General features: G+C 62.8%; 15 protein-coding genes and 1 tRNA gene. 6 read left to right on the top strand and 10 right to left on the bottom strand.

Annotated features, from left to right (window positions below; all coding sequences use genetic code 11):
* Position 1 precedes the first annotated feature (1 nt).
* Positions 2–1,195, bottom strand: coding sequence for a DUF6456 domain-containing protein (locus FN835_RS04695; protein WP_142662042.1), 1,194 nt, complete (start codon positions 1,193–1,195; stop codon positions 2–4).
* 203 nt (positions 1,196–1,398) lie between these two features.
* Between FN835_RS04695 and FN835_RS04700 the strand changes: the two genes are divergently transcribed.
* The gene (locus tag FN835_RS04700; RefSeq protein ID WP_142662043.1) at positions 1,399–1,743 is read left to right on the top strand and encodes a DUF6477 family protein; all 345 of its coding nucleotides are present in this window, start codon (positions 1,399–1,401) and stop codon (positions 1,741–1,743) included.
* Here FN835_RS04700 and FN835_RS04705 read toward each other — a convergent pair.
* Positions 1,706–3,307 (bottom strand): helicase HerA-like domain-containing protein, encoded by a 1,602-nt coding sequence (locus tag FN835_RS04705; protein WP_142662044.1) that lies wholly within the window; start codon positions 3,305–3,307, stop codon positions 1,706–1,708. The genes FN835_RS04700 and FN835_RS04705 overlap by 38 nt on opposite strands.
* 453 nt (positions 3,308–3,760) lie before the next feature.
* On the opposite strand from FN835_RS04705, the gene FN835_RS04710 reads away from it, so the two are divergent.
* A complete protein-coding gene (locus FN835_RS04710; protein ID WP_142662045.1) occupies positions 3,761–4,531 on the top strand; it encodes an invasion associated locus B family protein in 771 nt (256 codons plus the stop codon).
* Positions 4,532–4,609: 78 nt separating this feature from the next.
* On the opposite strand, the gene FN835_RS04715 is transcribed toward FN835_RS04710, so the two are convergent.
* The 6 genes from FN835_RS04715 to FN835_RS04740 form a co-directional block, all read right to left on the bottom strand.
* Complete coding sequence (locus FN835_RS04715; protein WP_142662046.1) at positions 4,610–6,178, bottom strand: DegQ family serine endoprotease; 1,569 nt, start codon at positions 6,176–6,178, stop codon at positions 4,610–4,612.
* Between the two features lie 233 nt (positions 6,179–6,411).
* Entirely contained in the window at positions 6,412–9,996 is a 3,585-nt protein-coding gene (locus FN835_RS04720; RefSeq protein ID WP_142662047.1) for a vitamin B12-dependent ribonucleotide reductase, read from the bottom strand.
* A 400-nt stretch (positions 9,997–10,396) separates the two neighbouring features.
* On the bottom strand, positions 10,397–10,945 hold the full coding sequence (locus FN835_RS04725; RefSeq protein ID WP_142662048.1) for a 5-formyltetrahydrofolate cyclo-ligase: 549 nt from the start codon (positions 10,943–10,945) through the stop codon (positions 10,397–10,399).
* On the bottom strand, positions 10,942–12,327 hold the full coding sequence (mgtE, locus tag FN835_RS04730; protein ID WP_142662049.1) for a magnesium transporter: 1,386 nt from the start codon (positions 12,325–12,327) through the stop codon (positions 10,942–10,944). The genes FN835_RS04725 and mgtE overlap by 4 nt, the downstream gene beginning before the upstream one ends.
* A gap of 78 nt (positions 12,328–12,405) precedes the next feature.
* Entirely contained in the window at positions 12,406–13,227 is an 822-nt protein-coding gene (locus tag FN835_RS04735; RefSeq protein ID WP_142662050.1) for an inositol monophosphatase family protein, read from the bottom strand.
* Positions 13,228–13,330: 103 nt separating this feature from the next.
* A complete protein-coding gene (locus tag FN835_RS04740; protein WP_142662051.1) occupies positions 13,331–13,690 on the bottom strand; it encodes a helix-turn-helix domain-containing protein in 360 nt (119 codons plus the stop codon).
* 165 nt (positions 13,691–13,855) lie between these two features.
* Between FN835_RS04740 and FN835_RS04745 the strand changes: the two genes are divergently transcribed.
* Both FN835_RS04745 and FN835_RS04750 read left to right on the top strand, forming a co-directional pair.
* On the top strand, positions 13,856–14,824 hold the full coding sequence (locus FN835_RS04745) for an NADPH:quinone oxidoreductase family protein (protein ID WP_142662052.1): 969 nt from the start codon (positions 13,856–13,858) through the stop codon (positions 14,822–14,824).
* 123 nt (positions 14,825–14,947) lie between these two features.
* Complete coding sequence (locus FN835_RS04750) at positions 14,948–15,691, top strand: Bax inhibitor-1/YccA family protein (RefSeq protein ID WP_142662053.1); 744 nt, start codon at positions 14,948–14,950, stop codon at positions 15,689–15,691.
* A gap of 70 nt (positions 15,692–15,761) precedes the next feature.
* Here the strand turns inward: FN835_RS04750 and FN835_RS04755 are convergent, their stop codons facing one another.
* The gene (locus tag FN835_RS04755) at positions 15,762–17,399 is read right to left on the bottom strand and encodes a hypothetical protein (protein WP_142662054.1); all 1,638 of its coding nucleotides are present in this window, start codon (positions 17,397–17,399) and stop codon (positions 15,762–15,764) included.
* A gap of 208 nt (positions 17,400–17,607) precedes the next feature.
* On the opposite strand from FN835_RS04755, the gene FN835_RS04760 reads away from it, so the two are divergent.
* Complete coding sequence (locus tag FN835_RS04760) at positions 17,608–18,825, top strand: Hint domain-containing protein (protein WP_142662055.1); 1,218 nt, start codon at positions 17,608–17,610, stop codon at positions 18,823–18,825.
* Between the two features lie 261 nt (positions 18,826–19,086).
* Positions 19,087–19,162, top strand: a tRNA-Ile gene (locus FN835_RS04765).
* A 184-nt stretch (positions 19,163–19,346) separates the two neighbouring features.
* Here the strand turns inward: FN835_RS04765 and FN835_RS04770 are convergent.
* Positions 19,347–21,542, bottom strand: a complete 2,196-nt coding sequence (locus tag FN835_RS04770; RefSeq protein ID WP_246098651.1) for a ComEC/Rec2 family competence protein — start codon at positions 21,540–21,542, stop codon at positions 19,347–19,349.
* Between the last annotated feature and the right edge of the window lie 16 nt (positions 21,543–21,558).

A 21,558-nucleotide genomic window follows, 5' to 3' on the forward strand; every position in this document is an offset into this window, starting at 1 on the left:
GTCAGCCGATCAACGGCGCGCCCAGGCCATAGTTTTCGCGGTAATGCCGCTCCAGCCGCATCAGCGCCAGCCGCAGCACGATCTTGCCCGAACGTGCCGACCATCCCAGCCGCCGCTCGGTCATCTCGATCCCTTCCAGAAAACAGCAGACGCGCAGGCACATATCGCCCAGCCCCGGACCCAACTCGCGCAGCGCCGAGGCGACGCGGTTGCGCGCACTGTCCGAACCGCCACCAAAGCCCGCCCCGCCCCGAGACACATCCACGCCCGAGGTCAGAAAGCCGTCCCAGTTCTGCGTGACACGCGGCCCCATCTGCGCCAGCTCGAAATCCTCGCGCAGCCGCTCGCCGGCCGACACCATGCCGGCGGTCAGGAACGGGCTGCCATCCGGCTCGCGTCGGCGGGCCAGCATCAGCAGCGGGCTTTCCGCGATGTTGATGCGCGCGCGGCGGCGACGGCCGTCTTCGGGATCGTTGATTTCACGCGCGTCCCAGATGCGATGCTTGTCGGCATGATCAAACCCTGCGGCTTCTTCGGCCATGCCGGCGGTCTTGGGTTGCACTGGCTCGGCCAAAGCGAAATCCCGGCCCTGCGGCAATGGCCCGCCACGACGCGCGGCCAGCAGACCCCGCAGCGCCTCGCGCCCCTGCGACGAAATCACATAGCGCCCCATCCGCCCTTGCGCGACAAGCTGGACCCATCCGCGGATCGCCATATGTTCGGCCAGCGCGCGGTCAAGGATCGCGGTGCGGATTTCGTCGCGGACCACGATGGCCTTGTCCATGCCATCGGCCACGACAAGCTGCGCGCCGGGTTCGGCAAGGCGGCGCAGAATGCGGGCGATCAGGTTCATGCCGGTGCGCCCCAGCGCCACCCCTTCGGTTCCCGGAGCGGCGGGCTGCGGCTGCAGCGCCGCGCGTTCCACGCCCTGATCGACCAGCGGATCGTCGCGCCGCATCTCGAACCGGCGAATGCGGCGCATGACGGTCGAGGCGTGGCAACCCAGATCGCGGGCGATGGCGCGGATCGACTCGCCGCCTTCGACATGACGCAGATACAGACCCAGATCGCCGTCATTTTCTGCATCGGGGGCTGCGATGGGCTGTTCAGGCGCGTCGCCCAGCTTGACGCGCAGATCGCCGGGAAGCCCGGCCAGCATCGCGCCATGGGCGAACTCTCCCGTCTGAATCGTCATGGTCTTTCCTTCGTTTCCTAAGGGAGAGCGGATCGGCACTCACCCATCAATTTGCCCGAGACTGTGGGCCCGGCTTCCGATGGTTGAGTATTTGCTAAGAATTCCTAATGAATCCTTGCCAAGCCGCGCGGAGCTTGCCCGCTGCGCGCAACACACGTTCCAGTTGCAGATATTCCGCTGGCCACCCCTTCAGGAGCTTGCCCATGATGATGCAGCCGAACGTGATCTTTTTTCAGCCCCGCCCGCGCCAACCCGGCTTTCGCCGCCCGCGGGTGCTGGTGCAGGCCGCACGGATCGGGCTTCGCGGATGGAACCGCGACCGTGACCTGCGCCGGTTGCTACGGTGCGAGGAACTGCCGATGACAGGCGCAGCCCTGCCCCGGCTGCGCACCGAAGAAGAGCGGCTGAACCACGCCCGTTGCGAAAGGCAGGCCGATTACGACCTGCAACGCCACGTGCTTTTGCTTATCGCGATCATGGCAGAAACGGCTGCGGCTGCGCCGCGCCCGGTCATTTTCCCCGGAACAGCGATCCAAGCACGCCCCTGACCAGCGCCTGTCCGGTCTTGGTGCCCAATTGCCGCGCAAGGCTTTTGCCGAAAGCCGTGGCGATGGTGTCGCTTGATGACGCCCGGCTGGTGCGCTGACGTGGCGCAGGCGCTTCGTCCCGGATCTGGATCGAGGCGTCATAGCGCCGTCCCCGGTTGTGTTCGCGCGGGATGGCAAAGATGTCGTCGTTCCCCTTGGCCGTGCCGGTTTCCGCCGCAGCCTTGTCGGCGGCCTCCTGCGCGGCAAGCTCGGCCCGCTTGGCCAGCAATTCGGCAGCGGATTCGCGGTCCAGCGACTTGCCATATTTCAGGCCCATCGGTGAGGCGGCGATGATTGCCGCACGTTCGGCATCGGTGATCGGACCGTTCTGCGCCAATGGCGGGCGGATCAGCGTGCGCTGCGCAATACCGGGCACGCCCTTGGCTTCCAGAAGCGAGGTCACCGCCTCACCCGTGCCGACCGCCTGAATGGCCTCGGCTATATCGAAATCCAGGTTCGGACGATAGTTCTGGGCGGCCAGCCGCAGCGCCTTTTGATCCTTGGCGGTAAAGGCGCGCAGCGCGTGCTGCACGCGGTTGCCAAGCTGTCCCAGCACCGATTCCGGCAGATCGGCGGGGTTCTGGCTGATGAACCAGATGCTGACGCCCTTGGACCGGATCAGCCGCGCCACCTGTTCGATCTTGTCGATCAGCGCGGCGGGGGCATCGTCGAATAGCAGATGCGCCTCGTCGAAGAAAAAGGCGATGCGCGGTTTGTCGGGATCGCCCACCTCGGGCAGCTGCTCGAACAGTTCGGACATCAGCCACAAAAGGAATGTCGCGTATAGCCGGGGCGAGTTCATCAGCTTTTCCGCCGACAGGATATTCACCATCCCCTTGCCCGAAGCGTCCAGCCGCATCATGTCGGCCAGTTCCAGCGCCGGTTCCCCGAACAGCAGGTTGCCCCCCTCGTTCTCCAGCACCATCAGCGCGCGCTGGATCGCGCCCACCGATGCGGTCGAGACATTGCCATATTTCAGGCTAAGATCCTTGGCGTTCTGGCCGACCCAGACCAGCATGGCCTGCAAGTCCTTCATGTCCAGCAGCGCCAGACCTTCTTCGTCCGCCACGCGGAACGCGATGTTCAGCACGCCTTCCTGCGCATCGGTCAGGTTCATCAGCCGCGACAGCAGCAGCGGCCCCATCTCGGCAGGCGTAGTGCGGACAGGATGGCCACGCTCACCCCAGATGTCCCAGAACGTGACCGGAAAAGCCTGATAGTCCAGCGTGATGCCAATCTGCGTCGCGCGTTTCTGGAAAGGTTCGTTCAGCGGCGCGTCAACGCTGCCCGCTTTTGCGATTCCCGCCAGATCGCCTTTCACATCCGACAGGAAAACTGGGATGCCTGCGCGCGAAAACGATTCGGCCAGCGTCTGCAGCGTCACGGTTTTGCCGGTCCCGGTGGCGCCCGCAATCAGGCCGTGGCGGTTTGCGTATTTCAGCAGCAGCTTTTGCTGGGTCGCGTAATCCGCGCCGCCACCCCCGACGACCACGGTTCCAGCATCCAGATCGACGATATCGGCCATGATGTCCCTCGGCATGACAAACAGAAAACAAGGCAATACCAAAGGACAATACAAGCGAAACAGATTTGCGCCAGTGTTCGACTGCCCAGCGGCCTCAGTTTGCGGTGCAGGTCGCACAGATGAAATCCGAACGATTCAGTCCAGACAAATGACAGCCTTATGACGAAAGATGACGATTCGGACAGTTGACGCCGCTCTCGGCGCATTCTAGCTTCCGAGGCAATGACGACCGGCCAGTCCGGCAGGGATGTAAATCTTGGAAACCCGGCGCGCGGAAAATCGCGTTCCGGGTTTCTTCGTTTCTGGCGATCGGCATCGGCACGGTCCCGCTTGTGGGCGGCTATCGCACGGCAAGGAAACATAAAGTTGACAGTTTCGCGGGGGATCGCCCCTGACAAGCCGCAGGCCGCGTGTTACCACCACCGCGACAACTTGGACCAAAGGAAGAGAACCATGGCCAACAGGACGTCCGCGGCACTGCTCGCCGCCATCTTCACGATCGCCGGGGCTGCCGGCGCGATGGCGCAAACCTCCGAAGCCCCCGCTGCGCCCGCAGCCGAAGCTCCCGCCGCCGAAGCGCCTGCAACGCCCGCTCCGGCCGCCGAAACATCCGCTGCGCCCGCAGCAGGTGCCGAGGCCGCCGCTCCTGCTGCGCCGGGCACCACCGCCCCCGCCAATGGCGAACCGCAGCCGGGCCAGACCTATGCCAAATCGACGCATGGCGACTGGACGCTGCGCTGCATGAAGACGCCGGACGGGAAAGACCCGTGCGAGCTTTATCAACTGCTGAAAGACCAGCAGGGCTCGGCCGTTGCTGAAACCTCGATCCTGCCGATGACCGGCAACGTCAAAGCCGTGGTCACCTTCGTCGCGCCGCTGGAGACCGATCTTCAGGCGGGTATGGGGCTTCAAGTCGATACGGGCGAAGCCCGCCGCTATCCCTTCATGCTGTGCGCGCCGGTGGGATGCATTTCGCGCATCGGGCTGACCGATGCCGAACTGGCCCCGATGAAACGCGGCAAGACCGCAGCAGTGACCCTGCTGCCGTTCGGCGCGCCCAAGGATCAGCCGGTCCGGCTGAACCTGTCGCTGTCGGGCATCACCGCCGGTCTGGACGCGCTGGCCGAAGCGAACAAAGACCTGCCCGCCGCCGCACCGGCTGGTGCAGCACCCGCAGCCGCCCCGGCAGCGCCCGCGGCACCGGCAGCACCGGCCCAGCCGTGACGCAAAAGGGGCGCCGCAAAGGGCGCCCCGATCGGACCAGTAAGAAAGGCCGGGCATCGCGCCCGGCCTTTTTCGTCATCAGTTCTGCTGAACAGGCAGCGCGACAAAGCGCGGCTCACCCGCGCGGCGCACCATCATCAGGATCGACTTGCGGCCTGCATCGCGGGCATCCTTGATGCGTGCCTCCAGATCGGCCAGCGTGGTCACGGGTTGCTGGCCCGCCTCGGTGATCACGTCGCCCGTGGTCAGGCCCTTGTCGGCGGCGGCACCTTCGGGATCGACCGATTGCACCACCAGCCCGGTCATGTCCCGCGACACGCCCAGTTCACCGGCGATTTCCGGCGTCATCGGCACGACGCTCATGCCCAGCAGTTCCGATGTGCTTTCGCTGCCCGATTGTTCGCCGTTCCCCTTGCCGACCTGCGCACCGCCGCCTTCGGCCAGTTCGCGACGGCCCAGCGTGATCTTCAGATCGACCGGCTTGCCATCACGCTGAACGGTCACATCCACGGCCTCACCCACCGGGGCATCTGCGACGCGGCGCACCAAATCGCGCGGATCCTTGACCTCGCCACCGGCGAAGCTGGTGATGACGTCGCCCGCCTTCATGCCCGCATCAAGCGCCGGACCTTCGGGAACATCGGTGACCATCGCGCCATCGGCATTGGCAAGGCCCAGCGATTCGGCGATGTCCTGCGTGACGGGCTGGATCTTGACGCCCAGCCAGCCGCGACGGGTCTCGCCAAATTCCTCAAGCTGCTCGACGACCTTGCTGACGACATTCGACGCCATCGAGAAGCCAATCCCGATCGAGCCGCCGTTGGGCGACAGGATCGCGGTGTTCACGCCGATCACCTCGCCGTCCATGTTGAACAGCGGCCCGCCCGAGTTGCCGCGGTTAATGGCTGCATCCGTTTGGATGAAGTCATCGTAAGTTCCTGAAAGCGCACGGTTCCGCGCCGAAACGATCCCGGTCGAGGCCGAAAAGCCCTGACCCAGCGGGTTCCCCAGCGCCAGCACCCAGTCGCCGACGCGCGAACGGTCGCTGTCACCGAACTTGACGAAAGGCAGCGGGTCTGCGCTTTCGACCTTGAGCACGGCGATGTCGGTCTTTTCGTCCTTGCCCACGACCTTGGCAGGCAGGGTCTTGCCCGAGAAGAATTCGATCTCGATCTCGTCCGCGCCGTCGATGACGTGGTTGTTCGTGACGATCAACCCGTCCGCCGAAACGACAAACCCCGAACCCAGCGCGTTAGAACGCTGCTCTTGCTGGGGTCCGCCGCGACCAAAGGGCTGCTGCCCATCCGGGCCCTGCGGCATACCGGGAAAACCGAATTCACGGAAAAGATCGCTGAAGGGGCTGCCCTCGGGGATCTGCAGGCCCCCCGCCAAAGGCGAGGAAACGGTCGATGTGGTGGTGATGTTCACGACGGCCGGGCTGACCTGATCGACAAGGTCCGCGAAGGTCTCGGGCATCACCTGCTCGCGCCGCGCCTCCGAGTTCGGGGCGGCAAGCGGCTGGTTGTTATTCGCAGCTTCCTGCGGGTTCTGCGTCGCGGGTGCCTGCGCGAATGCCGCAGAGGACGCGGCAATCGCAATGGCCAGCCCCGAGGCGGTCAGGAAATGACGGGGTGACAGGTTTTTCATCTGGATGGTCTCCTTCGCTGCCAGTCGTTCTTGGCCCACGCTGGCAATATGCTCATGTTGAAGGGGATTTTCAGGGGCGTTGCAAATGAACCACGCTCGCAAGGAATGAACTGATCGTGACTTGCCGCACAGGCGGGGTCAAGGCGTTGAAACCGCGTGGGTTCCGCCATCTACCGCGCAAGCATTAAAAAAGGCCCGGAAAACATCCGGGCCTTGCGCACATGCCAATGGTTTCAACTGCAACCGCTGGTGCCGCCGCAGGTGTTGCACTTCATGCAAGTGCCGTTCCTGACCAGCGTGTAATTGCCGCATTCGCCGCAGGGATCGCCCTCATATCCCTGCATCTTCGCTTTGGTGCGATGATCCAGCTGCGCGACCGCCGTGGCCGAAACCGAGCTTTGCAGCACCATCAGATCCTGCGGCAGGCGTTTGCGCAGATACCCCGTCGAGCTGATCTGCTTCAGCATCTCCAACGAGCGGGAGCCCGTGGCGCTGACGGGCGTGATGTTCGCCTGCCCTTCGGCCTCGCCATCGCCCATGTCATCGAACCGGGCGCCTTGCGGCGCGACATGGGCCAGATCGGTGCGGTCCAGATAGCTGACCGCGAGTTCGCGGAACACGTAATCAAGGATCGAGGTGGCATTCTTGATGCTGTCATTGCCCTGCACCATGCCGGCAGGTTCGAACCGGGTAAAGGTAAAGGCATCGACGAATTCATCCAGCGGCACGCCGTATTGCAGGCCGACCGACACCGCGATGGCAAAGTTGTTCATCATCGCGCGGAAGCCCGCGCCTTCCTTGTGCATGTCGATGAAAATCTCGCCCAAGGCCCCGTCGTCATATTCCCCCGTCCGAAGATAGACCTTGTGCCCACCCACGATGGCTTTCTGCGTATATCCTTTGCGGCGTTGCGGCAGCTTTTCGCGGTGGCTGCGCACGGCCTCTTTGACGATGATCTTTTCGACGATCTTTTCGGCGATCACCGCGACTTTTTCCTGCGGGCTGCCGGTTGCAAGAATGTCCTCGGCCTCCTCGTCATCCTCGACCAGCGCGGATGCCAGCGGCTGCGACAGTTTCGAGCCGTCGCGGTAAAGCGCATTCGCCTTGATCCCCAGTGACCAAGAAAGTTCATATGCGGCCAAGGCGTCGGAAATCGTGGCGTTGCTGGGCATGTTGATGGTTTTGGAAATCGCGCCCGAGATGAAGCTTTGCGCCGCCGCCATCATGCGGATATGGCTGTCCACCGACAGGAAGCGCGTGCCACGCTTGCCGCAGGTGCTGGCGCAATCGAACACGGCGTAATGCGCGGGCTTCAGATGCGGCGCACCTTCCAATGTCATCGTGCCGCAAACATGGTCGTTCGCCGCATCGATCTGCGCCTTGGTAAAGCCCAGATGGCGCAGCAGATCGAAGGTCGGGTCCAGCAGCTTGGCGGCGGGGATGCCCAGTGTTTCGCGGCAGAACTCCTCGCCCAATGTCCATTGATTGAAGACGAAGCGAATATCGAAAGCCGAGGCCAGCGCGCCTTCGATCTTTTTCAGTTCCCGCGCACCGAAACCATGGCCCACAAGGCTGGAATGGTTGATGCCGGGGCAGTTGCCAAGGCTGGCATGGCCCACGGCATAGGCGACGATCTCTTCGATCTGGGCCGGACCATAGCCCAGCGTCTCCAGCGCCGCCGGAACCGAGCGGTTGATGATCTTGAAGTAACCGCCACCCGCCAGCTTCTTGAACTTGACCAGCGCAAAGTCCGGCTCGATCCCGGTGGTATCGCAATCCATCACCAGACCGATGGTGCCGGTCGGCGCGATGACCGAGGTCTGGGCGTTGCGGAAGCCATGCTCCTCGCCCAGCGTCAGCGCCTCGTCCCATGCGCCTTGGGCCAGCGCCACCAGACGCGGATCGGGGCAATTTGCAGCGTCCAGTTCCACCGGACGCACGTTCACGCCATCATAAGCGCCCGTGCCATGCGCGGCGGCGCGGTGGTTGCGGATGACGCGCAGCATCTGATCGGCATTGCGCGCATAGCCCGGAAACGGCCCCAGCCGCGCGGCCATTTCAGCGGATGTCGCATAGGCCACGCCGGTCATGATCGCGGTCAGCGCGCCGCACAGCGCCCGGCCGGCGGCGGAATCGTAGCCAAGCCCCATATTCATCAGCAGCCCGCCGATATTGGCGTAGCCCAGACCCAGCGTGCGGAAATCATAGCTGCGCTGCGCGATCTCCTTGGACGGGAACTGCGCCATCAGCACACTGATCTCCAGCGTCACGGTCCAAAGGCGGCTGGCATGGACATAGGCGCCCGCGTCGAACTCGGCACCGTCCCAGAAGGTCAGCAGGTTCATCGACGCAAGGTTGCAGGCCGTATCATCCAGAAACATGTATTCGCTGCACGGATTGCTGCCCCGGATCGGGCCATCCGCCGGGCAGGTATGCCATGCGTTCACCGTATCATGGAACTGGATGCCCGGATCGGCGCAGGCCCAGGCTGCATGGCCGATCTGGTCCCAAAGATCGCGCGCCTTGACGGTCTTGGCGACCTTGCCGTCGGTGCGGCGCAGCAGCTCCCAATCGGCATCCTCGCGCACGGCACGAAGAAAGCTGTCGGTCACGCGCACGGAATTGTTGGAATTCTGGCCCGAGACCGACAGATAAGCGTCACTGTCCCAATCGGTATCGTAAGTCGGAAATTCAATCGAATCAAAACCCTGACGGGCGTATTGCAGAACCCGGTTGACATAGGTCTCCGGGATCATGCTGCGTTTTGCGGCGCGGATCGCCGATTTCAGCGCCGCGTTCCGGGCGGGATCGGTGGCCGCGTCAGCCTCCCCGTCCCATTGCCGGATCGCGGCGAAGATCTCGTTCAGCTGCCGTTCGTGCATCTTGGAACCAGCCACCAGTGAGGCGACCTTTTGTTCCTCGATGACCTTCCAGTTGATGAACTGCTCGATGTCGGGGTGATCCATGTCGCAGATCACCATCTTTGCCGCGCGTCGGGTCGTTCCGCCCGATTTGATCGCTCCGGCTGCCCGGTCTCCGATCTTCAGAAAGCCCATGAGCCCCGAAGATTTGCCGCCGCCCGACAGTTTCTCGCCCTCCCCACGCAGGGACGAAAAATTGGTGCCCGTTCCCGAGCCGTATTTGAAAAGCCGCGCCTCGCGCACCCACAGGTCCATGATGCCGCCTTCGTTCACCAGATCGTCGCTGACGGACTGGATGAAACAGGCATGGGGCTGCGGGTGTTCATAGGCGCTGTCGGATTTCACCAGCTTGCCGGTCTGGTGATCGACGTAGAAATGGCCCTGCGACGGGCCGTCGATGCCGTAGGCCCAATGCAGGCCGGTGTTGAACCATTGCGGGCTGTTGGGTGCACCCATCTGACGGGCCAGCATGAAGCGCATTTCGTCATAATAGGCACGGGCGTCGGATTCGTCGGTGAAATAGCCGCCCTTCCAGCCCCAATAGGCCCATGCCCCCGCCAGACGGTCAAAGACCTGCCGGGCCGAGGTTTCACCCACCAGCCGCTGATCTTCGGGAAGCTTCGCCAGCGCCTCGGTATCGGGAACGGACCGCCACAGGAACGCGGGAACGTCCTTTTCCTTGACACGTTTCAGCCGTGCGGGGACGCCAGCCTTGCGGAAATACTTCTGCGCGATCACATCCGATGCGACCTGCGACCAGCCCTCGGGGATTTCCACGGCATCGTTCTGGAATACGACCTTGCCGTCGGGATTGCGAATCTCGCTCGCGGTCGAGGCAAAGGAGATGTCGCCATAAGCCTCGGATTTGTCGGTGGTAAAGCGCCGCTCGATCCTCATGCCTTCGCCCCTGCTAGGTTGCGGCCAAGCCTCATCCGCCGACGGAAACGTGCCCCGCCAGCAGCTGTCCGGCAGCCACTTGACTAATTGATTGCTGGCCTGCGTCGCTACCTATCCGGGGTGACCACTAGATTTGGTGGAACGCCAAGCGTGGGATACAAACTGCCGTAGGTTCAAGCGTGGTTCAACGCAAATATTTAAGCCGCTGCATCAGTCTTGCGTTGACAGCGGACTGTGGCTGACGCCCGCCAGATTCGGACGAAAGCCCCTGTTAATATAAGCGTTTTTCAAGGAAGGCGCGAAATCTCGTGCGATCCGGCGGGGTTCGTGAAGTCCGTTCAGGTGTTTTCCACAGGTATACCCACAGCTTTGCGGGCAAAAGGTTACGCTTCCGTTCCGCTTAGACGGTAGCGCGGTTTTTCGGATCAAATGACAGGATTTCGCGATCGGTGACGATGAAATCCAGCGGTTGATCGGTGGCTTCTGCGGGAATTGCCCGAATCTCTTGCACGGAATAGGCGAATCCGATCGCCGTGACAGGGCCTTTTGCCCGCAGCACTTCCAGCGTGCGGTCATAAAAGCCACCGCCATAGCCCAGCCGGTTGCCCGCGCGATCGAAACCGGCCAGCGGCACGATCAGAACCTCCGGCGTCAGTTCCTCGGCCTCGGCGGGCGGGTGGCTGGTGCCGAAGCTGCCCTGTTCCAGCGTGCCGTCAAAGCGGCGAAAGACCAAGGGACGGGCGGGACCAAGCACCACAGGCAGACAGACCGGGCCGTCATGCATGGCCATTGCGGGGCGCGGATCCGCCTCGCCGCGCATGGGCCAGTATCCGGCCAGCACCTTGGCACCACGCCCGGCCAGAATTTCCGACAAATGCCGCGTCAGCGCCGCATCGTCACCGCCCTGCATCCGCGCCGCAAGCGCCTGTTTGCGAAGATCGGCCTTCATAGCAGGATCACCGAAGCGAGGCCGAGAAACGTGAAAAAGCCGACCACATCCGTCACCGTCGTCACGAATGTCCCCGAGGCCAGCGCCGGGTCCGCCCCGGCCTTTTCCAGCCCCAGGGGGATCAGGATACCGCCAAGCGCTGCAACGAAAAGATTCACGATCATGGCCATGCCGATCACAAGGCTTAACGCGGGATCGCGAAACCACGCATAGGTCACAAGTCCCATCGTCAGCCCGAACAGCGTGCCGTTCAGCAGTCCGACCGCCATTTCGCGGCGCACGACGCGCATCGTATTGGCCCGCGTCAGGCTGCGCGTTGCCAGACCGCGCACGGCGACCGTCAGCGTCTGCGTGCCCGCATTGCCGCCCATCGACGCCACGATCGGCATTAAGACGGCCAGCGCCACCAGCTTGGAAATCGCGCCCTCGAACAACGCGATGACGGATGCGGCCATCAGCGCCGTGCCGATATTGATCGCAAGCCACGGCACGCGTTGCCGTGCGGTTTCCATGATCGTGTCGGAAATCGAGCTGTCATCGCCGACACCTGCAAGGCGCAGGATGTCTTCTTCGTGCTCTTCGTCCAGAACCGACATGGCATCGTCGATGGTGATGATGCCGACCAGCCGGTCGTGGTCATCGACCACCGGGGCCGAAATCAGGTGATACTTGTTAAAGGCATGTGCCACATCGCCTTCGTCCTGCCGGGCCGAGATTGTGCGGAAGCTGTCTTCGGTAATCTCGCGCAGCGGCATGTTCCGGCGCGAGGCCAGCAGCTTGCCCAGCGTCACGTAGCCCTTGGGGTGGCGACGCGGATCGACCAGCACCACGTGATAGAACTGATCGGGCAGCCAGTCTTCCTGACGCAGAAAGTCGATCGTTTCACCCACGGTCCAATGTTCGGGCGCAGTCACCACCTCGGACTGCATCAGGCGGCCCGCCGAATATTCGGGATATGTCAGCGACTGTTCGACCGCGGCCCGGTCGCTGTCGTCCAACGCCGCAAGGATCGCCTGCTTTTCAGGTTCCTCAAGATCCTCGATCAGGTCAACAACGTCATCGCTGTCCATCTCGCGGACGGCTTCGGCGACGACTTCGGGGGGCAGCTGTTCCAGCACCTCCTCGCGGATCGACTCGTCGATCTCGGTCAGGATTTCGCCGTCCATCTCGCCGGAATACAGGTCAAGGAACTGACGGCGGCGCGGCGCCGGAAGCTGCTCGATCAGGTCGGCAATGTCGGCGGCGTGGACGGGCAACAGCATCGCGTCCAGTGTGGCGCTATCGCCCGTGTCGATGGCGCGGCCGATCACCTCCATATCCTGCTGACTAAGCTGAAGCTTGTCCTCGGGGGCGTCAGTCTCGGCTTGGCGGTGCTCGGTCATGGCTGGCTCCTTTCGGACGGGCATTCATCTTGACGGCACCATAAGCCATGGTGCCGGGCAGCCTCAATTATCGGGCTTTCATTCTGCCAGCAATTCCAAAGCCTGCGCATGAAGGTCTTCCGAACCTGCTGCGACAATTCGTCCACCCTGATGCGCCGGACCGCCAGTCCAGTCGGTCACGATACCGCCCGCGGCCTGCACCACTGCGATGGGGGCCGCGACATCATAGCTTTGCAGCCCGGCCTCGATCACCAGATCGACATGGCCCGCCGCCAGCAGCGCATAGGCATAGCAATCCAGACCATAGCGCGTCAGCCGCACACGGTCGGCAACGCGGCGGAATGCGGCATATTCCTGCGGCGATCCAACCTCGGGGTAGGTCGTCATCAGCGTGGCCTGTGACAGATCTACGCCCCGCCGAACCGCAAGCGGCGTTTGCATCCCGTCGCGCGCCGTCAGCAAGGCACGGCCAAAACCGCCTTCGAAGCGTTCGCCCAGATGCGGCTGATCGACGATGCCATAGATCGGTCCCTGATCGTCGGCCAACCCGATCAGCACGCCCCAGCTGGGCGCCCCCGCCATAAATGCGCGCGTTCCGTCGATGGGATCAAGCACCCATGTCAGCCCGGAGACACCGGGCTGCGCGCCATATTCTTCGCCAAGGATCGCATCCTCGGCCCGTTCGCGCGCAAGGATGGCGCGCATCGCGCGTTCGCTGGCGCGATCCGCCTCGGTCACGGGGTCAAAGCCCTGTGTCAGTTTGTTATCGGGACGCAGATCTGGGCTGCGGAACAGGCGCAGGGTTTCACCACGCGCCGCATCTGCAAGCCGGTGGGCCGTAGCCACGATCTCTGCGACGGTTTCCGCCGGGATCGCGGCGCCCTTACGGCCAACGGCCATTTCGCGATCCTGACCCATCCCAACCCCCAAAGCGACATTGCAATGGGGCCAGACTTAGCCGTTGGACAGCAAAAGAGAAAGCCGATACTGCCGGGGTCGCGCCTTATGCGGCGTCGGAAAGCACCCGTGCCAGTTCGAAGATCTGGCGGCGCTGTGCCTCGGGCATGGCGTAATAGGCGCGCACCAGTTGCAGCGCTTCTTTATCGGCCAGAATATCGCCTTCGACGGCATCGTGCAGTTGACCGTCCTCAAGCCCTTCGAAGAAGAAGCTGACGGGCACATCGACTGCCTGCGCAATGTCCCAAAGCCGCGATGCCGAAACGCGGTTCATGCCGGTTTCGTATTTTTGGATCTGCTGGAACTTGATGCCGACCTTCTCGGCCAGCTGCTGTTGTGTCATGCCAATCATCCAGCGGCGGTGCCGGATGCGCTTGCCCACGTGGACATCGACATTGTGCTTCATGGTAACACCTCACTCAATCTATACGTGCGCTATATTAGTCCAGCGCAATTTTCGAGCATCAACTTGCCCACTTGACCAAAAAGACAATGTCTCGGACGGTCCTGAGTGCAACATTCAGATACCGGGCCCCAATTGTTGCCTGAGGACTGTATGACAGGGGGAAACATGCCTGAATACTGGAAAGTGACAAGGTTGTCCGAAAAGGCAGTTTCGCCCGCCATGGGCGAGCGGGTGCTGGAATCGCCGGGCATGGGCGAGGTGCTGGTCCGAATGCACGCAGCCGCCCTGAACTTTGCAGATATTCTGATGCTTCAAGGCACTTATCAGGATACGCCCACCCGTCCCTTCGTCCCTGGCCTGGAAGGTGCCGGAGTGGTGATGGCCGCCGGTCCTGGCACCGATCTGCCCCCGGGCACACGTGTCGCCGTCCACGCGCAGGGCACCATGGCCGAGGCCGGGATATTTCCCGCCTCGCGCTGCATCCCAATCCCCGACAACCTGGGTTTTCAGGAAGCGGCCGGTTTTTCCATCGCCTATGGCACTAGCCATCTGGCACTGACGCATCGCGCGAGCCTGCAGCGCGCCGAGACGCTGGCCGTGCTGGGCGCGGCGGGCGGCGTGGGACTGACTGCGGTGGAAATCGGCGCCGCGCTGGGGGCGCGGGTCATCGCGATTGCGCGCGGGGCCGAAAGGTTGCAAGCAGCGCGCGATGCCGGGGCCACGGAGCTGATCGACAGCGCCACCTGCCCCGACCTGCGCGCCGCGCTGCGCGATCTGGGTGGTGTGGATGTGGTCTATGACCCGGTGGGCGATGCGCCGGGTGCTGCGGCCTTCGGTGCGCTGAAACCCGGCGGGCGCTTTCTGGTCATCGGCTTTGCGGGGGGGCAGCCACCCGCGCTGCCCCTGAACCATGCGCTGGTCAAGAACATCTCGATCCTTGGGCTTTACTGGGGCGGGTATGAAAAGCTGGCCCCCGAAATCCTGCGCACCAGCCTTGTCGAACTGATGGAGCTTGCCCGCCAGGGCCGTCTGCGACCCCATGTCGGTGCCACCCTACCGCTGGAGCGTTTGCCCGAGGCATATGAGCTGCTTGCCAGCCGCCGCGCGATTGGCAAGGTCGTGGTCACTATGTGAATTTTTCGTCAGCAGGCCGTTCTTTTACGCCCTGCCGCATTGAAAAAATCGCTATCTTTGACAATATGTTTGGCGATGGTGGGCCGATAAGGCTGCACCGCGATTTTCGACCGGGGAGAACCTATGCAAGATTACAATTCGATCCGCACGGCCGGGACCGCGACGCGCTCGGCTGCCGTGGATGAGGGCCTTCGCGCCTATATGAACAAGGTCTACAGCCTGATGGCTGTGGCAATGCTTGTGACCGCAGGCGCCGCCTGGGGCATCGCCGGTCTGGCGATGAACGCAGATGGCACGCTGTCGCCGTTTGGCGCTGCGATCTACACCTCGCCGCTGAAATGGCTGATCATGTTCGCGCCGCTGATCATGGTCTTTGCGTTCGGCGCTGCCGTGAACCGTCTGTCGGTTTCGGCTGCGACCACCGTGTTCTATTTCTTCGCCGCCATCATGGGCGTGTCGATCAGCTGGATCTTCATGGTCTACACGTCGTTCTCGATTGTGCAGACCTTCCTGATCACCGCGATCGCCTTTGCTGGCCTGTCGCTTTACGGCTATACCACCAAGCGCGACCTGTCGGGCATGGGCACATTCCTGATGATGGGCCTGATCGGTCTGATCATCGCCTCGATCGTGAACATCTTCCTGAAATCAAGCGCGATGCAATTCGCCATCTCGGCGATCGGTATCCTGATCTTTGCCGGCCTGACCGCTTTCGACACGCAGAACATCAAGAACACTTATCTGCAAATGGCGAATTCGGACCGCGACTTCCTTGGCAAAGCCGCCATCATGGGCGCGCTGCAGCTGTATCTGGACTTCCTGAACATGTTCATGTTCCTGCTGCAGTTCATGGGCAACCGCGACTGATCGCGCCAAAGCCCAGAAAACAGAAAGGCCGGGCATCCGCCCGGCCTTTTCATTTGCGCGGCAGCTCTGGCTAGCGATCCGAAATCTCATAGCTGCCGATAAAGCTGCCCTCAGGGCGGTCTGCGGCCCCGGCATTTTCGCGGTTCCACAGCTCGACCACGCCCCAGCGCGGATTTTCGTCACCGACATGGCGCTGCAAGCCCCAATAGCCGAAATCCGCAACCCTTGCGCATTCGACGAACAGGTTGAACAACGCACCGCCCGCCGCCCGCCATTCGGTCAGCGCGGCTGCATAGACCTGCGCCATCTCGGTCGAATAATTGAATTGTTCATAGAAATGCCGCAGCGCGGGATCGGCACGGACCTCGGCAGGCGGAACGATATGCGTGCCGCCTTCATACATGATCAGGCTTAGGCCGCGTTCCTTGGCAATCGTGGCCTGATAATCCCACGTCTCGCGCAGGTTCGCGACGGTGCGCCCACTTTCGGGCCAGCCGCCTTGCAGCATCTGCGTGCAAAGCACCGTCCGGGCCTTGGCGGCAGACCCCTGAGCCAGCAAATCCCGCACCCGCGCCACATTCTCATCGCGGTCCAGCCCGCCGTCGAAATAGCCCGATACGGCATAGGCATCGAAATACTGATAGGGCGCGCGCCGCATCGGATCCCCGGCCCGCCAATTCGGCGCCTCAAGGATCGCCCATTCCAGCCCCTGCCAATGCGTGTGGGTCGAGATGATGCGAACGCAGCCCGAGGGATCGTCCTCATGCGCCTGCCCAACGATCTGCGCCATGCGGACCGCACCGGCAGCATACCATTGCACGAAGCCGTCACCCTGATCCGGCCAGACCTCTCGTGCGCGTTCGATGGCCCATTGGGTCTGGTCGAACTGCATGTTCCACATCTCGTTGGAATATTCGTAATGCGCACGCAACCCCGGCTTCAGATAGCGCCGCACATAGGCGGCAAAACTGCGCATATATCCGTCGCTGGCCAGATGCGCCATGTTGAACCACGGATCCGCGCCAATGGCGTTGGCCAGCCGCACCATCACCTCAACGGGCGCACCGCGCCACGTGTAAAAGGCATCGCTGACCCTGGGCCGGTCGCGCCATTCCGATTGCTGCGAATTATTCGTCAACATCCAGTCCATGAAGCGGACCAGACGATAGTTCCGCACCATGTCCAGCCATTCGATGCGAAAGATATTGCCCGCATCGTAACGCCTTTCGTTGTCCAGCTTGATGACGCGGATATTGCGGATCGGCTGTTCGACCTGCGTGACTCGGATTTCCACCAGACGGCCCCATCCGGGGATGAAATCGAATTCGATGCGGTTCCCGATGCGCTCAAGCTCGGTCCCGCCAAGAACGTTGATCCGGCCCTGCCCGTCCCACGTCATCGCATAGCGCCCTGCCAGATCGGTGGCATTCGGGTCAAGCTCGGTCAACAGAACGACGCTGACGCCATCGACATCTTCCGGCACCCCCAAAAGCCAGCCCGAGCCGTCGATATATCCGCCCGCCTGCAATTCCTGAAAACTGACCGCGCCGAAAGTGTCACCCTGCCGCCCGGTCCAGGGTCGGGCCATCTTGAAGTGGTCCAGAAATGGCTGCGCCGTGCTCCAGTCATGCAGACCGTTCAGCCCGACCCCCAATGAGGGGTTCGTTACAGTGCCGTTGACGGCTTCGTCGAATTGGTTGTCGCGCATCGCAGGCTCCGTTCCGATTGCGGCAAAGGCTGCCCCAATTCGGCAGCAGCAGCAATGTCCGCCGCACGGCCAAGTGCCGCCGATGGCGCGACGATCTTGTTGATTTCGGTAAGAACTGCTGCAAAAATCGACAAATTCGACAATAAAGAACGGGCTTACAAAACAACTGATAGGCGACAACCAAGCATATTGAAAATGGGAGGGAGCGATGGCCGATGCACTTCGAGGCGGTCTGGTGATAAACGAGATTTATCCACAGCCGATCGTTGCCGGTGGCGGTGGCTTTGACAGCGATCAAAGCGGCACTGCAGATCCGACGGATGAGTTTATCGAGTTCTTCAACAGTTCAGACGATCCGATCGATATGTCCGGGCTGGAGCTTTGGGATCCCGGCACCGGAAACTGGTTCACCTTTCCGCAAGGCGCAATTCTGCCAGCAGGTGGCTATGCCGTCGTCATCACCAATGTCAGCCCAGGCGGCACGCTTCCCGATGCCGATCTTTCCTATAGCGCGGGGCGTCCGGGCCCGTTGATCAACAATCCGGGCGACAACATCATTCTGCACGACCCCGCCGCCAGCGAATTCATCGTCGCGGCGTTTGGAAACTGGCCCATCGCCGATCCTCATGATCCGACCACCGCACCCGGCGGCGCACCGGGTCTTGCCGCGTTTCCGCCCGACGCCACGCAGGTCGGAACGGGTGAGCATTTCGGCCCGCTGATCCCCGGTCAGTCGATACAGCGCATCCCGAATGGCGGCGACAGCTTTGACAATGACACGCCGCCGACGCCCGGATCGGTCAATCTGTGCTTCGTCTCTGGCACGATGATCGAAACACCGGATGGGCCGCGCCTGATCGAGACGCTGGCGGTGGGTGATGCGATCTGCACCGCGTCGGGCGGCAGAACCGTGATCCGCTGGATCGGTCTGCGGCGGATGCTGGCTGCAGGATTGCGCGAGAATCCGCAGCAATGGCCCATCCGTTTCGCTGCGGGTGCGCTGGCCCCCGGTCTGCCCGATGCGCCCCTGCGGTTGTCGCCCCAACACCGCATCATCGTCAGCGGCCCTATCGCGCGGCGCATGTTCGACACAAATGAAGTGTTGGTTGCCGCCAAGGATTTTCTGGACCTGCCGGGCGTCGACCGCGAGATGCCAGAGCAGGATTTCTGGTATATCCACCTGATGACCGACCATCATGACATCGTTCTGGCCCAAGGTGTCGCGGCGGAAACGCTGTATTTCGGAAAGGTTGCCCGCGACAATCTGCCGGTCGAGTCTATCGCTGAAATCCTTGCGATCTTTCCCGATCTTGCCGGGCAGATCGATCCGCAATCCGCCCGCACTCTGGCCAAAGGCAGACCCGCCCGCCGCCTGATCGAGCGCCATCTGCTGAACGAAAAACCTTTGCAGCGGCCCTTGATCTGAGGGGTCATAGAACAAGGGACGCCTTCGGATAGCCTAGACACTTGGCAAGGATCAGCAACCGTGCCCTGACATGAAGGTTCGGGCAACTGCAGTGCTGGGCCGTTCGCGTATCAGGCACCAGCAACGATGATACGATCAATCCGACCCCGGATGATGATGCCATGACTTGACGTTGGCCTATGATCCAAGCGGATCGGGTGCAAATTGTCGCATCGCGCTTGACCTTTCCGTGTCATTGGCCATAGGTCATTCTCGGTTTGGGGGCGTGTAGCTCAATGGTTAGAGCCGGGCGCTCATAACGCCTTGGTTGGGGGTTCGAGTCCCTCCGCGCCTACCAGCCCCCATCTTTCGGCCTGGCCTGCAGCAACAAGCGATCCGCATATAATGCGCGAGACGCGGGTGCATTGGCTGATGGCTGATGGCTGATGGCAAGCATAACCGCATGGGCAAGCCCGCCAGATCAGATCGTCGCAGCGCCAGTCAGGAACCATCGGACGCACCGCTGATCGGCAGGGACGACCTCAGCGTCCGCCCCCCGACCATGCACGTTCGCCAGCCCTGTCGCGCACTGTAACAACGCGATAGCTGAGTTCGTCGTCAGCAAACAGCGCCAGCGCGCCGGTTCGACGCAGACGCTGGCTGTCAAAGACCCGGCATGGGGGTTTCGGTCCAAGCAGGTCGGACAGCGGCAGGTTTGCGATCAATATCGCGCCCTGCTGGCACAGCATCCCCGCCCGTTCGGCACCGCGTTTGCCCATCAGGTGATGGATTGCCACCTCGGCTGTCGGCAAACGCAAAAGCGCGGTTCGCACGGCATTATCTCCGGTCCAAAGCGGCCTTGCTGCTGCTTGTTGCTGATCGGCCCTGTCACCATCCGCCTCAAGCCAGTTCGCAGCGGTGAAGCTGCCGCCCCTTGGCCGCGACAAGGCGCGACCATCCGGGGTCATGATACCCACAGCGTCCCCCTCGTGCGAAACAAGCATCAGCGGGCGGCGATCGCATGCCCAGATTGCGGCCCCCGCCACCAGACATGCCACACCAATCAAACGGTGCGGCGAATGACGCATCTGCGCGCCCATCGCAACCGCCACGGGGGCCAGCACCATCAGGCATCCCCCGATCCCGATCAGGGGCAGCACGATCCCCGGCGGCGCGGGCAGAACCGTCACCGCGCCCCCCAGACCCGCGACCCATTCCGCGACGAACAGCATCCATTTCGTGCCAAGCCCCATGCACCATAGCGCGGGCTGCGCCAGACCCAGCAAAGCAAGAACCGCCGCAATCACGCCCGCAGGCATCACGACCGCCCCGACGACCGGCACGACCAACAAATTCGCCAACATCCCGTATTGCGAAATGCGCCCGAAATGCGCGGCAGCAATGGGTGTGGTCGCAAGACCAGCGATCAGCGATGACAGAACCAGCATTCCCGCAGGTTTCAGCCACCAAGGCAGATGTGGCGAGATCTGCGACCATGGCCCCTGCGACAGGATCAGCGCCACTGTCGCGGCGAAGCTCATCTGGAAACCCGCCGATCCCAGCGCCTCGGGCGTCCATGCAAGGATCAGGGTCGCAGCGACCGCGACTGTTCGCAGCGAAATGGCGCGTCTGTCCGCGATGATCGCGAACAACATGACTGCAACCATGATGAAAGAACGTTCGGTCGCGACGCCCCCGCCCGACAGCCACAGATAAACCAACGAGGCCAGCAGCGCCCCCCCGGCCGCCCATTTATGCATCGCCCGCGGCATTGCGCCCGCCAGTTGCAAAACCACGCCTGCAAGCCGCAGCGCCGCATAGACGAACCCCGCCAGCATCGTCATATGCAGCCCCGAAATCGAGATGATATGATATAGGCTGGAGGCGCGCATCACATCATTCGTGGCCTCGGTTATGGCCGAGCGGTCCCCGGTCATCAGGGCCGACGACACCGCCCCTGCCTGGCCGCCGATGGCCGAAACGATCCCCTCGCTCAATCTCATGCGCAGACGGTGCAGGGCCAGCGCACCGCCGCTTTCGGGCGGGGCCACCGTCATCACCGGCGTGCGGGAATAGCCCACCGCTCCCAGGCCGTCGAACCATGCCATGCGGCGAAAATCGAAACCTCCGGGCTCAGAGGGACCGTTGGGTGGGCCCAGATGCGCCGTCAACATGACGCGCTGTCCGGGAACGGGCATCGGATCGGTGACGAACAACGAGATGCGGACACGTTCGGGCATCCGCGACGGCGGCGTGTTTTCCAGAACCACCCGGTCCAGCGTCAGGCGCAGGCGATCACCGGATGATCGATCGATCTGGACCACGCGCCCCTCGACCCCGCCGTAATAGCGAAATTTCAGCACCGGAGCCTCGACGATGGCCGCGCGCATGCCGACGGATAGAAATCCCAGCGCAATCAGCAGAAATGCGACAGCACCAAGGCGCGCAGCGTCGGCCCTGTCCCATGTGATCCGTCCCCGCGCGGCAAGCCCGACACTTGCAAAACGCACCGTCAGACAGCCGACAACAAGCAACGCGGCAAGGCCGTAGTGCAACGGACCGGGATCAAAGGGCAGCGCGAACCAACCCCCGATTCCCAGCGACATCCAGAAAGGCACCCAAGGCAGCAGCCCCGCCCGGACGGCGATCGGAACGCGGACCGTGGTGCTGACCGCACGTGCCCCGCCGCCGCCGGGTGCAATGACCTGCCCGTGCATTGCGGCGGGTTGCTGCGTCACCAAAACTTGTCCTTCC

Origin of the sequence: Paracoccus laeviglucosivorans, assembly GCF_900182695.1 — a bacterium.
Lineage (GTDB): Bacteria > Pseudomonadota > Alphaproteobacteria > Rhodobacterales > Rhodobacteraceae > Paracoccus > Paracoccus laeviglucosivorans.